At 72.0% G+C, this 13000-nt stretch carries 13 protein-coding genes; 10 read left to right on the forward strand and 3 right to left on the reverse strand.

Features of this window, described 5'->3' with window-relative positions; all coding sequences use genetic code 11:
* Positions 1–203: 203 nt before the first annotated feature.
* Entirely contained in the window at positions 204–2030 is a 1827-nt protein-coding gene (locus tag HUO13_RS28840) for a sialidase family protein (protein ID WP_249124151.1), read from the forward strand.
* Positions 2027–2764 carry an SDR family NAD(P)-dependent oxidoreductase gene (locus HUO13_RS28845; protein WP_211898126.1) on the forward strand — a complete coding sequence of 246 codons (738 nt, stop codon included), beginning with the start codon at positions 2027–2029 and terminating at the stop codon, positions 2762–2764. The genes HUO13_RS28840 and HUO13_RS28845 overlap by 4 nt, the downstream gene beginning before the upstream one ends.
* Here HUO13_RS28845 and HUO13_RS28850 read toward each other — a convergent pair.
* Positions 2756–3196 carry a nuclear transport factor 2 family protein gene (locus HUO13_RS28850; RefSeq protein WP_211898127.1) on the reverse strand — a complete coding sequence of 147 codons (441 nt, stop codon included), beginning with the start codon at positions 3194–3196 and terminating at the stop codon, positions 2756–2758. The genes HUO13_RS28845 and HUO13_RS28850 overlap by 9 nt on opposite strands.
* Before the next feature lie 132 nt (positions 3197–3328).
* Here HUO13_RS28850 and HUO13_RS28855 point away from each other — a divergent pair, with 132 nt between their 5' ends.
* Complete coding sequence (locus HUO13_RS28855; RefSeq protein ID WP_211898128.1) at positions 3329–3844, forward strand: GNAT family N-acetyltransferase; 516 nt, start codon at positions 3329–3331, stop codon at positions 3842–3844.
* 12 nt (positions 3845–3856) lie between these two features.
* On the opposite strand, the gene HUO13_RS28860 is transcribed toward HUO13_RS28855, so the two are convergent.
* The gene (locus HUO13_RS28860; protein ID WP_211898129.1) at positions 3857–4612 is read right to left on the reverse strand and encodes a class I SAM-dependent methyltransferase; all 756 of its coding nucleotides are present in this window, start codon (positions 4610–4612) and stop codon (positions 3857–3859) included.
* Positions 4613–4786: 174 nt separating this feature from the next.
* On the opposite strand from HUO13_RS28860, the gene HUO13_RS28865 reads away from it, so the two are divergent.
* The 4 genes from HUO13_RS28865 (at position 4787) to HUO13_RS28880 (ending at position 7360) form a co-directional block, all read left to right on the forward strand.
* A complete protein-coding gene (locus tag HUO13_RS28865) occupies positions 4787–5275 on the forward strand; it encodes a SixA phosphatase family protein (protein ID WP_211898130.1) in 489 nt (162 codons plus the stop codon).
* 74 nt (positions 5276–5349) lie between these two features.
* On the forward strand, positions 5350–5751 hold the full coding sequence (locus HUO13_RS28870) for a RidA family protein (RefSeq protein WP_211898131.1): 402 nt from the start codon (positions 5350–5352) through the stop codon (positions 5749–5751).
* A gap of 87 nt (positions 5752–5838) precedes the next feature.
* Positions 5839–6438, forward strand: coding sequence for a cysteine hydrolase family protein (locus HUO13_RS28875; protein ID WP_249124152.1), 600 nt, complete (start codon positions 5839–5841; stop codon positions 6436–6438).
* 7 nt (positions 6439–6445) lie between these two features.
* A complete protein-coding gene (locus tag HUO13_RS28880) occupies positions 6446–7360 on the forward strand; it encodes a GlxA family transcriptional regulator (protein WP_211898132.1) in 915 nt (304 codons plus the stop codon).
* Between the two features lie 12 nt (positions 7361–7372).
* Here HUO13_RS28880 and HUO13_RS28885 read toward each other — a convergent pair whose 3' ends face one another.
* The gene (locus HUO13_RS28885) at positions 7373–9298 is read right to left on the reverse strand and encodes an acyl-CoA dehydrogenase family protein (RefSeq protein WP_211898133.1); all 1926 of its coding nucleotides are present in this window, start codon (positions 9296–9298) and stop codon (positions 7373–7375) included.
* A gap of 352 nt (positions 9299–9650) precedes the next feature.
* Between HUO13_RS28885 and HUO13_RS28890 the strand changes: the two genes are divergently transcribed.
* Genes HUO13_RS28890 through HUO13_RS28900 form a run of 3 tightly spaced genes read left to right on the forward strand, consistent with a single transcriptional unit; the run spans position 9651 to position 12749 of the window.
* Positions 9651–10331, forward strand: a complete 681-nt coding sequence (locus HUO13_RS28890; protein WP_211903231.1) for a FadR/GntR family transcriptional regulator — start codon at positions 9651–9653, stop codon at positions 10329–10331.
* A 4-nt stretch (positions 10332–10335) separates the two neighbouring features.
* A complete protein-coding gene (locus tag HUO13_RS28895; RefSeq protein ID WP_211898134.1) occupies positions 10336–11772 on the forward strand; it encodes an amino acid permease in 1437 nt (478 codons plus the stop codon).
* The gene (locus HUO13_RS28900) at positions 11769–12749 is read left to right on the forward strand and encodes an asparaginase (RefSeq protein ID WP_211898135.1); all 981 of its coding nucleotides are present in this window, start codon (positions 11769–11771) and stop codon (positions 12747–12749) included. The genes HUO13_RS28895 and HUO13_RS28900 overlap by 4 nt, the downstream gene beginning before the upstream one ends.
* The last annotated feature ends 251 nt before the right edge of the window (positions 12750–13000 follow it).

Genomic DNA, 13000 nt, shown 5'->3' on the forward strand with positions numbered 1-13000 from the left:
GCTAGCGGGCGGGCCGGGCGATGACAAGTGGTCGCCGGAACCGGGACGCGAGTGACCGCACCGTCGAACATCCGGCGTCAGAAGGGTTTTCGGCGTCCATGAACCGTTTCCGCCCCGCTCGATCGTCCGCGAACTCCCGACCGGAGCCCGCCGCTTCCCGACCGCGCGCCGCGCACCGGCTGCGGGTGCTCGCGGCGGCCGTCGTGACCGCGAGCAGCGTCCTGGCTCCATCCGCCCACGCCGCCGGTCCACCCAGCGGCTCAGCGGGCTTCACCGAACAGACGCTCTATGCCAGGGGGCAGGCCGGTTACGCCTGCTTCCGGATCCCGGCCATCGTCCGGACCACCGCCGCCACGCTGCTGGCCTTCGCTGAGGCACGGCGCAACGACTGCGGCGACGACGGTGACGTGGACCTGGTCGTGCGCCGCTCCACCGACGGCGGCGGCACCTGGGGTCCGGTCCAGCTCGTCGGCGACAACGGGCCCAACACCTTCGGCAACCCGGTGCCGATCGTGGACTCCGCGACCGGCCGCGTCGTCCTCGTCACCACGCACAACCCCGGCGACGTCGACCGCGACCGCACCGTCCACGTCCAGCACAGCGACGACGACGGCCGGACCTGGAGCGCGCCCCGGGACATCACCACGCAGGTCAAGGACCCGGCGTGGGACCGCTGGTACGCGACCGGGCCGATGCACGGCATCCAGCTCACCCGCGGCGAGCACGCGGGACGGCTCGTGGTGGGCGCGTCGCACGAGTCGGCCGACGAGCGCCAGGTGGGCGGCCACCTCATCTACAGCGACGACGGCGGGCTCAACTGGCGGGTGGGCGCCAACGCCGAGCACCGGCCCGACACCATCAAGCCGCAGGAGATGAGCGTGGTGGAACTGGTCGACGGCCGCGTGTACGCCGCGGCCCGCGACCAGGGCGGCACCGATCCCGGGCACCGCGCCTTCGCCGTCTCCGCCGACGGCGGCGAGACGTTCGAGGAGCCGTTCCGCACGATCCCCGAGCTCCAGACCCCGATCATCCAGGGCTCGGCGCTGCGCTGGCGGGCCGTCGACGAGGGCGACGCAGGAAACCGCATCCTGTTCTCCGCACCCGCCCACCCGGCCGGCCGCGAAGCCATGAGCATCCGCTCGTCCTACGACGAGGGCACGAGCTGGGAAAGCTGGCAGGACGGCAGGATCGTCCACTGGGGACCGTCCGGGTACTCCGACCTCACCGGGATCGACCAGGACACGATCGGCCTGCTCTACGAGCGCGGCACGGGAAATCCGTACGAGGAGATCGTGCTCGCACGCTTCGGCGAGGCGTACCTGGAGGAGCCCAACGGCACACCGCCGAACTTCCCGGAGCCGCCCGCGCCGGGTCCGACGACCCCGGACGTGTCGAAGAATGCGCACACGGCATACGTGCGCGGAGCGCCCCACCTGACCGAGGGCCGGTTCGGATCGGCGATGGCGGCGGCAGGCGGGCAGCACGTGCACGTCCCGCTCACCGAGGCGCTCGACCTGCGCTCCGACGACTTCACCGTCACGGCGTGGTTCTCCTACGACCAGACCGCCGGCGCGCACACCCTCCTCTGGGCCTACCGGATGGGTTCGGAGAACACCCCGCAACTGTGGCTGCGCGCCGAGCCGCAGAGCAACCGCATCCGCGCGCACCTGGCGGCCGAAGAGGGGCACGCCACCATCGCCTCGACGTCGGCGTTCAACGACGGGCGCTGGCACCACGTGGTCCTGCGGCGCGGCGGCGGGCGGTTCCGGATGCTCGTCGACGGTGCCGAGGTCGCCGGCGCGACGGCTCCGCTCGGCTCGGTTTCGGCCGGTGGCTCCGAGTTCGGGATCGACGGCGTCCACATCGGACAGCGGGTGGACGGCGCCGACCGCTGGCACGGCGCGCTGGACGAGATCCGGGTCTACCGGCGGGCGCTGCCGCAGACCCAGCTCGACGCGATCCGGACGGCGAACCGCCCGATCGGCGCGGGCCTGGAACTGCGGCTGCCGCTCGACGGGGTGGACCGATGAACACCGCCGCGTCCGGATGCGCGGTCGTCACGGGTGCCGCGTCCGGTATCGGCGCGGCCGTCCTGCGGTGCTTCGCCGAGGCGGGACATCCGGTGCTGGGCGTGGATGTCGACGACTCCGGACGGCGGCTGGCCGATGAGCTGGCCGCCGCCGGTGCCGAAGCCGAGTGGATCACCGGCGACGTGGCTGCCGAGGAGACGTGGCAGCGGGTGGCCGAACGGACTCCGCGCATGCACGTCTTGGTCAGCAACGCCTACGCGGTCGCGGTGAAGCCGGTGCACGAGACGACTCCTGAGGAGTGGCGTCGCCAGCTCGCGGTGAACCTCGACGCCGCGTACCTGGGTTTCCGGGCGTGCCTGCCCGCCCTGCGGAAAGGCGGCGGCAGCGTCGTGCTGGTGTCGTCGGTGCACGCGCACGCCGGCATCCCCGGACATGCGGCGTACGCGGCGAGTAAGGGCGCGCTGCTATCGCTGACCGGTCAGCTCGCCGTCGACTACGGGCCCGGGATTCGGGTCAACTGCGTCCTGCCGGGTCCGATCGCGACCGCCGCGTGGGACCGGGTCGACGCCGAGGGGCGCGAGCGGAGCGCGGCGAGCACCGTCCTGGGCAGGCTCGGCGACCCGGCCGAGGTCGCCGCCGCCGTGCACTTCCTGGCCTCCGCGCAGGCGTCCTACATCACCGGGAGCAGCCTGCTGGTCGACGGCGGCTGGACGGTTCGCAAGGACTCAGCCTGAGCACGCCCTCGCGATCGCCGAGGTGTCCCAGTAGAACGGGCGCACCTCGGCGAGCCTGCGGTCGCGGAACCGGATGTGCTGGAGGATGGGGAACTCCAGCTCGGTGCCCGTGGCCCTGGCGCGTGCCCGGATCCGGCTGAGCACGACCACGGTCGAGTCGCCGAACCAGTAGTCCTGCTCGCCGATGTCGAAGCGCTCCCACGTCCGGCTCATGGTGGCCATGAAGCGCTCCAGGCCGTCGTGGCCGCGCCAGGTCCCCGAGTACGGCAGGCCCGGGTCCTGGTGCAGGATCACGTCCGGGTCGAGGTGCCGGGCTACTCCGGAGAAGTCGGCCCCGCCGGGGCCGCCGGCGGCGAGGTAGGCGGCCTCGGCCGCGTAGAAGTCCTCCAGAGCGGCGGAAAGCCGGTCGGTCTCGGCGGTTCGTGTGGTCATCGTCGTCGTCCTCGTGGTCGTGCGTTTCGCGGTACCACTCGAGTCAATCCGCGCCGGGTACCGAAACCTAGCGGCTTTCGGACATCGCGCTGTGGAACGAAAACCGCTGGACAGCGCCCGAACAATGTCCGCATGGGCATCTCCCCCGCAGTCGGCGGGCAACGCCGCATCACCGCCACCCCGGTCGACGATCCGGTCTCGGCGGTCGTGCTGCGCACCTACATCGACGAGCTGGCCAGCCGGTACTACGGGCGGCAGGCCACAGCCGAGGAGATCGACCGCGCCCTGGCCGAGGACCCCAGCGACGACCTGCGCCCGCCGCACGGGGCGTTCCTGGTCGCGTGGGACGGCGACTCATCGGTCGGCTGCGTCGGCGTCCGGCTGCTGTCGGCGGAGGTCGCCGAGATCAAGCGCATGTACGTCGCCCCGCGGGTGCGCGGCCGGGGCTGGGGCGGGCGGCTGCTGGGTGCGGCCGAGGAGCACGCCCGGTCGATCGGGGCGTCACTGCTCCGGCTCGACACCCGCGCCGACCTCGTCGAGGCACGCGGGCTCTACGCCAAGCACGGCTTCGCCGAGATCCCCGCATACGCGCGGCGCAAGTACGCCGACCACTGGTTCGAGAAGCGGATCGCGGCGGAGCACGTCTGAGACACCGCCCCGTCACTTCCTGCACTCGATCAGGAAGCGCGTCGTGGCGGCGGCGAAGGAGCCCTCGGCCTCGATGCGTTCGTGCAGGGACCGCAGCTGCGGGCGGTACTGGTCGACCGTGAAGCCCGGGACCATCCAGATCACCTTCCGCAAGAAGTAGACCACCGCCCCGATGTCGAAGAACTCGGTGCACAGGGACTCCGAGCGCAGGTCGACGACCTCCAGGCCCGCGGCCTCCGCCTCCGCCCTGGCGCCCTCGGGATGCCGCTTGCGCCGCACCTCCGGCGGTTGCGGCCCCAGGAAGTGCTCAACGAGCTCGAAGACGCTGGCGGGACCGACCTGCTGGGAGAAGTAGGTGCCGCCGGGCCGCAGCACGCGGGCGATCTCGGGCCACCACGTGGTCACCGGATGCCTGCTGACGACCAGGTCGAACGCCTCGTCGGCGAACGGCAGCGGAGGCTCGTCCGCGTCGGCGACGACCACCACGCCGCGCGGGTGCAGCAGCCGGGTCGCCTCGGCGATGTTGGGCGGCCACGACTCGGTGGCCACCGCCAGCGGCGGCAGCTCCGGCACCCCGGCCAGGACCTCCCCGCCGCCGGTCTGCACGTCGAGCGCCGCACGGGCGGCGGCCATCCGCTCGCCCATCATGCGCTGGTATCCCCACGAGGGCCGCTGCTCGGTGGCACGCCCCTCCAGCCAGGAGAAGTCCCAGCCGTCGACGGAGGCGGCGGCGCCCTCGGCGACCAGCTCGTCGAAACCACGTGACATGCGCGGATTCTCGCAACCCGTCGCGAGCCGGGGCCATCGGATTTCGACGCGGGCCGACGGGCCGCGGCCTCGTTTCACCGGCACCGCTGCGCCCCGGCCTCACCGGCCCGCGCCCGTGACGCGGTACGGCTTTACCGTGGTGCTGGACCGAAACGCGGAACGATGGAGTTGGGCATGACGGGTGAGAACCGGACGCTGATCGTTTGCCGGCACGCCAAGGCCGACCGGCCCGACGGCGGGTCCGACTTCGAGCGTCCGCTCGCCGACCGCGGGCGCAAGGACGCGCCCGCCGCGGGCAAGTGGATGCGCCACAACGCGCCGGGCGTCGAGCTCGTCGTCTGCTCCCCCGCGCTGCGGGCCAAGCAGACCTGGGAGCTGCTGTCCGGAGAGCTCGCGTCCGGGCCGACGGTGCGCTATGAGCAGGACGTCTACGACGCCACCACGGGTGATCTGCTCGCGGTGGTCAACGGGCTGCCCGAGATCGTGCGCACGGTGCTGCTGGTCGGGCACAACCCGGGCTTCGAGGGGCTGGTCTCGCTGCTGACCGGGCGGACGCACGAGATGCGCACCGCTGCGGTCGCGGTCCTCAGCGGCCCCGGCGACTGGTCGGAGATCGCGCCGGGGTGGGCGGAACTGGTGGGCTCGACCGTTCCTCGCGGCTGACCACCGCGGACCCTCCGGCGGGCATATCCTGGCGACACCGCGACACCCTTCCCGCGACAGGAGATGCCGGCCAGATGTCCCGCCTCATCACCAATCCCGCCGGCCTGCACGATCCGGTCCCGTTCGGCTACAGCCACGTCGTCGAGGCCACCGGCGGGAACCCGGTGTTCATCGCCGGCCAGTACGGCTCCGGCGAGGACGGCCAGGTCGTCTCGCCCGGCTTCGCCGAGCAGGTCGAACGGGCCTTCTCCAACCTCGGGACCGCGCTGGCGGCCGTCGGGCTGACCTTCGAGCACGTCGTGCGCGTCGGCACCTACGTCGTCGACCACGACGCGGACAAGCTCCAGGTGCTCGCCGGGCAGGTCGCGCGCATCTGGGGTGACCGGCCGCCCGCGCAGACCCTGATCGGGGTGGCCGCGCTGGCCCTGCCGGGCATGCTCTTCGAGATCGACGCCGTCGCCATCCGGCCCGCGTGACCGGCGTCCGGCGCTGACCGGATCGTTCCGCACGGCGGCGCGATGATGTCTTCCCGCCGCAGTGCGCGCCCGGCAAGACTTGCCTGCGTGAACAGAGCACTCGTCGTGATCGACGTCCAGGAATCCTTCCGGCAGCGCCCGAACTGGGCGGCCATCTCCGAGCCGCGGATCGCCGCCCAGGTCGGCCGGCTGGTGCGGATGGCCCGCGACGCGGGGGACCTCGTGGTGTGGGTCCTGCACACCGAGCCCGGCACCGGCAACGTCTTCGATCCCGAAAGCGGGTTCGTGCGCCTGCTCGAGGGCCTTCAGCCGCGGTCCGGTGAGCCGGTGCTGACCAAGACCTCGCACAACGCGTTCACCACCACGAACCTCCAGCAGGCGCTGACCGCCCACGGCATCCGCGAGCTGGTCGTGTGCGGCATCCGCACCGAGCAGTGCTGCGAGACCACGGCGCGCGTGGCGTCGGACTACGGCTACGACGTCACCTTCGCCATCGACGCGACGGCGACGCAGCCGATCCCGCACTGGGACGCACCGGCCGACCGGCCGCTGGCCGAGGTCCTCGCCGACCCGCGCACCCTCGGCACCGACGAGATCATCGCCCGCACCCGCTACGCCCTCGCGGGCCGGTTCGCCACCATCGCCACCGTCGACGAGCTCACCGGCGCGACCACCCCGGTAGGCTGACCGGTTCGTGACCCGCGTCGTCTTCGTACTCGTCCCCGGCGTGCACCTGCTCGATCTCGCGGGCCCCGCGCAGGTGTTCTCCACCGCCGCCCGGCAGGGCCTCGGCTACACCCTGCACTACGTGGCCGAGCAGGAGTCGGTGCCGACCGCGCAGTCGCTCCCGGTGCGAGCCGAGACCGGGTGGCCCGAGCTGTCCGCGGATGACCTCGTCGTCGTTCCCGGGTGGCAGTGCGATTTCCTGCCGCGTGCGGCCGTGCTGTCCGAGGCGCAGCTGCGCGGACTGCGCGGGCACCACGCGCGGGGCGGCACCGTCGCCAGCGTGTGCTCCGGCGCCGACGCGCTGGGCCGGGCCGGGCTGCTCGACGGCCGCCGCTGCACCACCCACCACGAGCTGCAGGACCAGCTGGCCGCGCGGTACCCGCGGGCCCACGTCGTGCGCGACGTCCTCTACACCCTCGACGACCGGGTGGTCACCTCCGCGGGCATCGCCAGCGGGATCGACGTCGCGCTGCACCTGGTCGCCACCGGGCACGGGCCGGCCGCGGCGGCCCGCATCGCCCGCGCGATGGTCGTCTACGCCCGTCGCAACGGTGACGAGCCGCAGGCCAGCGCCATGCTGCGGCACCGCGGCCACCTCAGCGACGCGGTGCACCGCGTGCAGGACCTGCTCGACGCGCGGTTCGCCGAGCGGCTGCCGCTGGCGCGGCTGGCCGCCGAGGCCGGGTGCAGCGAGCGGACGCTGACGCGCGGCTTCACGCGGGCGACCGGGCTCACGCCGCTGCGCTACCAGCAGTTGCTGCGCCTGGAGCGGGCCGAGCACCTGATCGGCCAGGGCGCGACTGTCGACGCGGCGGCCCGGTCCGTCGGGTTCGAGGACGGCCGCATGCTGCGGCGCCTGCGCTCACGCGCCGCGGACGCGTGAACGCAGACTCGGTCAGTCGGGCTCAACGATGCGCCGCTGGTCCGGTCGTGAGGTCGGGCCGGGTGTCGCCTCAGCGATCCACGGTCCCTCGATCGACGGGTCGAGCACGCCCTCGTCGAGCCAGTCGTACCTGCCGTCGAGCGCGCGCTCGGCCAGCGTGCGGTCGGCCGCGTCGGTGTTGTGCCAGAGCCTGCCGAACAGCTCCTCGACGCGCCGCCGCGCCTGGCGGCAGAACGCGTCCGCCAGCTCCACGCCCGAGGCCTCCTGGTTCACCGACGTGGCGTAGACGCAGGTCGCGCTCATCGCGAACAGTTCGGCGCCGATGTCGACGATGCGCCCGAGGAAGAGCTGGCGGTTCTCCATGGCCCCCTGCCACCGCGACATGCCGTAGAAGGTCTGTCGCGCGATGCGCCTGCTGGCACGCTCGACGTAGCGCAGGTGGCCGGCCAGCCGCCCGTACTCGGCGAAGCTGGTCGGCAGTTGTCCCCGGCCGACCGCGAGGCCCGGCAGCCAGCGGGCGTAGAAGCCGCCCGCCCTGGCCACCGCGCGGGCCTTGCGCCGCATGTCCGCCTTCGGGTCGATGATGTCCCCGGCGACCGAGAGGTGGACGTCGACCGCCTCGCGGGCGATCAGCAGGTGCATGATCTCGCTGGAGCCCTCGAAGATCCGGTTGATCCGCATGTCGCGCAGCAGCTGCTCGACCGGTACTCCGCGCTCGCCGCGCGCGACCAGCGACTCGGCGGTCTCGTAACCGCGGCCTCCGCGCACCTGCACGAGCTCGTCGGCGATCTGCCAAGCCAGCTCCGAGCTGTAGAGCTTGGCCAGCGCCGCCTCGATGCGGATGTCGTGGCGGTCGGCGTCGGCCAGCCGGCCCGAGACCTCGAGCACGGCCTCCAGCGCGAACGCGGTTGCGGTGATGAACGAGATCTTGCTGGCGATCGCCTCGTGCGCGCCGACCGGCCGCCCCCACTGCACGCGCTGCGCCGACCACTCGCGGGCGATGCGGGCGCACCACTTCGCGGCGGCCGTGCACATCGCGGGCAGCGACAGCCGCCCGGTGTTCAGCGTGGTCAGCGCGATCTTGAGGCCCTCGCCCTCGCCTCCGATGCGGTTGCGCGCCGGGACCACGACGTCGTGCAGCCGGGTCACGCCGTTCTCGATGCCGCGCAGGCCGAGGAAGGAGTTGCGGTTCTCCACCGTGATGCCCGGCGCCCCGGCCTCCACGACGAAGGCCGTCACACCGCCGCGGTGCCCCTCGGACTTCGGCACCCGGGCCATCACCACCAGCAGGTCGGCCAGCACGCCGTTGGTGGTCCACAGCTTCACGCCGTTGAGCGTGTAGCTCTCGCCGTCCTCGCTGGGCACCGCGCTGGTGGCCAGCCGCGCCGGGTCGCTGCCGACGTCGGGCTCGGTGAGCAGGAAGGCGGTGATCTCGCGGACGCAGCGGGGCAGGAACTCGCGCTTCTGCTCCTCGGTGCCGAACATCTTGACCGGCTGCGGCACGCCGATGGACTGGTGCGCCGACAGCAGCGCGCCGATGGCCGGGCTCGTGGTCCCGACCAGCATGAGCGCGCGGTGGTAGTAGACGGCGGGCAGCCCGAGGCCACCGTAGTTCCTGGGGATCTTGATGCCGAAGGCGCCGAGGTCGCGCAGGCCGTTGATGACCTCGTCGGGCACCCGCGCCTCCCGCTCGATGAGCGCGGCGTCGATCCGAGTCTCGCAGAACTCCCGCAGCCGGGACAGGAAGCGCTCGCCCTCGGGCAGCACCGCGCCTTCGGGCAGTGGGTCGATCAGGTCCAGGCGCAGTCTGCCCATGAACAGCTCGCGTCCGAAGCTCGGGCGGTCCCATCGGGTCTGCCGCGCCTCTTCGGCGACCTGCCTGGCCTGCTGCGCGTCCACCTGCGGACGTTCGGTACCGGTGGAGTCCAACGTGGTCATCACTGCCCCCGAACGACGAGCGGCCTGGTGATCTCGGACACACCAAACTACTACCCAGGGGTAACCCGGGGAAGGACATCCGTGCCCGATTCGTCCGAGATGACCCGCCCAGGTGAGCACTGCCCCTCGTCTGGACCGCAGGCCGGACCCGGTGCGCGTAGCAACAGAAGGGACGAATGCGTCGTGTAGCCGAAATCGGCTGTCGCTGTTCACACATTCGAGTCCTGACCTCGTCAGTTACGGTGAATCAGGGCCTGGCCTTGACAACTCTGCGTGTCAGACCTGACGATTCCGCCTCATGAACCTGTCGGACAGCCAGACAGCCGGACAGCCGGTCCGGCGGGTCTCGGCGATGGAAGCCGTGCTGGACCACCTGCGCGGCGCCATCGAGCGCGGTGAGTACGCCGTCGGCGACAAGCTGCCGTCGGAGGCCGCGCTCGGCAAGGAGTTCGAGGTCAGCCGCTCCGTGGTGCGCGAGGCGCTGCGCGGGCTGCAGGCGCTCGGGCTCACCGTCTCCCGGACCGGCAGGGGCACGTTCGTCACCGCCGCCGGGCCCGACGAGAACCCGGTGTTCGGGCCCTACTCGGCGCGGGACCTGATCGAGGTGCGGCGCCACGTCGAGGTCCCCGCCGCCGGCTACGCCGCGCTGCGGCACAGCTCGGACGACCTCGACATGCTGACCCACCTGCTCGAGCGCATGGAGCAGGAGACCGACAACACCGCCTGGGTCGCGCTGGACTCGCTGTTCCACATCACCATCGCCCAGGCCTCGGGAAACCCGGTCTTCGGCAAGGTCATCGAGGAGATCCGGGACGCGCTGGCAAGGCAGTCCTCGCTGCTGAACCAGCTCGGCGACCGGCGCAGCGGCTCCAACACCGAGCACCGGGAGATCGTCGAGGCGATCTCCGGGGGTTCGCAGGAGGCGGCCACCAGGGCGATGGCGTTCCACCTCGAACACGTCGAGGCAGCGCTGACCAGCATCGTCACCAACAAGAACGGGCGGCGACCCCGCGAGCAGAACGGAAAGTCCTGACACCGTGACCGAACAAACCACCACGCGGGCCGCCGAGCGCCCGAAGTCCCCCTTCGACGCCGGCGACGCGGGCTACAGCAAGTCGCTCAAGACCCGCCACATCAACATGATCGCCATCGGCGGCGCGATCGGCACCGGACTGTTCCTCGGAGCCGGCGGCAGGCTGGCCACGGCCGGGCCCGCGCTGGCCATCGTCTACGCGGTGTGCGGGCTGTTCGCCTTCTTCGTCGTGCGGTCGCTGGGCGAGCTGATCCTGTACCGGCCGTCCTCGGGCGCCTTCGTGTCCTACGCCCGCGAGTTCATGGGTGAGAAGGGCGCCTACACCGCGGGCTGGATGCACTTCCTGAACTGGTCGACCACCGGCATCGCCGACATCACCGCGATCGCGCTCTACGCGCACTTCTGGGCGGCGTTCACCCCGATCCCGCAGTGGGTGCTCGCGCTGATCGCGCTGGCGATCGTGCTCTCCATCAACCTGGTCTCGGTGAAGCTGTTCGGCGAGCTGGAGTTCTGGTTCGCCATCATCAAGGTCGCCGCGCTGGTGCTGTTCATGGTCGTCGGGATCTTCCTGCTGGTCACCCAGCACCCGATCGACGGCGCCACGCCCGGACCGCAGCTGATCGCCGACAACGGCGGCGTCTTCCCCGGCGGCGTGCTGCCGATGGTGCTGATCATGCAGGGCGTCATCTTCGCCTACGCCGCGATCGAGCTGGTGGGCGTCGCCGCGGGCGAGACCGAGAACCCCGAGAAGGTCATGCCCAAGGCGATCAACTCCATCATGTGGCGGATCGCGCTGTTCTACGTCGGCTCGGTGGTCCTGCTGGCGATGCTCATGCCCTGGGACGCCTACAGCAAGGCCGAGAGCCCCTTCGTCACCGTGCTCTCCCACATCGGCGTGCCGTACGCGGGCGACGTGATGAACCTGGTGGTGCTCACCGCCGCGATGTCCAGCCTCAACTCCGGGCTGTACTCCACCGGCCGCATCCTGCGCTCGATGTCGATGGCGGGTTCGGCGCCGAAGTTCACCGGCGCGATGAACAAGAACCAGGTGCCCTACGGCGGCATCATGCTCACCGCGGCGGTCTGCGTCATCGGCGTCGGACTGAACTACCTGGTGCCCGCCGAGGCGTTCGAGATCGTGCTGAACTTCGCCTCGCTGGGCATTCTCGGCACCTGGGCGATCATCGTGCTCTCGCACCTGCTGTTCGTGCGCAAGGCCCAGCGCGGCGAGGTGACCCGGCCGAGCTACCGGCTGCCGTTCTCCCCGTACACCGAGATCGTCACGCTGGCGTTCCTGGCGTCGGTGGTGGTGCTGATGGGCTTCGACGAGGTCGGCCGGATCACCCTGATGTGCCTGCCGCTGATCGTGCTCGCGCTGGTCGTCGGCTGGTTCGGTGTGCGCAAGCGGATCAACACCGCGGTGCTGGAGGACGCCGAATGAGTGCAGCGGCGCCGATCGGGGTGCCGGGGCACGTGCCGCTGGTGCACCTGTTGCGCGACGGTCTCGTGGAGGGCGTCCACCACGGCTCGGTGGTCGTGGTCGGCCCGGCCGGGTCGGTGCTGTTCCAGGCGGGCGATGCGGACACGGCGTTCTACCCGCGTTCGACTGCCAAGCCGATGCAGGCGGTGGCGATGGTCCGGCTCGGGCTGTCGCTGCCGCCGGACCTGCTCGCGCTGACCGCGGCCAGCCACTCCGGGGAGCGGGTGCACCTGGAGGGCACGCGCCGCATCCTCGACGCGGGCGGGTTCGGCGAATCCGACCTCGCCAACCCGGCCGACCTGCCCTACGACCCGGTCGAGCGGGCGAGCTGGGTGGCCGACGGGCGTTCGGCCCGCAAGCTGGCGCACAACTGCTCGGGCAAGCACGCGGCGATGCTGGACACCGCGCGCCGCAACGGCTGGTCCACCGCGGACTACCTCGACCCGGCCCACCCGCTGCAACGCGAGGTGGCCGCAACGGTGGAGGAGCTGACCGGCGAGGCGGTCGCGCACGTGGCCACCGACGGCTGCGGGGCGCCGCTGTTCTCGGTGTCGCTGCGCGGGCTGGCCACCGCCGCTGGCCGGATCGCCGCCGCACCCGCGGGCAGTCCGGCCCACCGGGTCGCCGAGGCGATCCGGGCGCATCCGGAGATGGTGGCGGGCAGCAGGCGCGACGTCACCGCTCTGATGCGGGAGGTCCCGGGGCTGATCGCCAAGGACGGCTTCGAGGCGGTGCAGGTCGCGGCGCTGCCCGACGGCACCGCGGTCGCGGTCAAGATCGCCGACGGGTCGGACCGGGCGCGGCCGCCGGTCACCGCCGCCGCCCTCGCCCTGGCAGGGGTGGACGCGGGCGCGCTCGCCGGTTTCGCCGGGCCGGGCGGCCCCGACGGGCTGGAAGTGGTCGGCGCCCTCGCCGGCGCGCTGCGCGCAGCCGCATGAGCACCGGTGGCGGGTCCCCGCGACCCGCCACCGGCCACCATCGCCGTCAGGCCAAGGCGTGTCGCAGGGTCATTTCGGCAGTTTGTTCTCCCGCGCTCTGGGCGTGTGCAGCGACCGCCTGTCGTCCTCGTCCTCGTGGTCGTGCTGCTGGGAGTGCGCTTCCGATCGGGTTCCCCGGTCGGGATCACCACTCCCCTCGCACGGGCCCGGTGGGCTTTCGGCGCGCGGACGGCTGTGGATCGACTCGGCGC

This window comes from Saccharopolyspora erythraea (assembly GCF_018141105.1).
GTDB classification, from domain to species: Bacteria; Actinomycetota; Actinomycetes; order Mycobacteriales; family Pseudonocardiaceae; genus Saccharopolyspora_D; species Saccharopolyspora_D erythraea_A.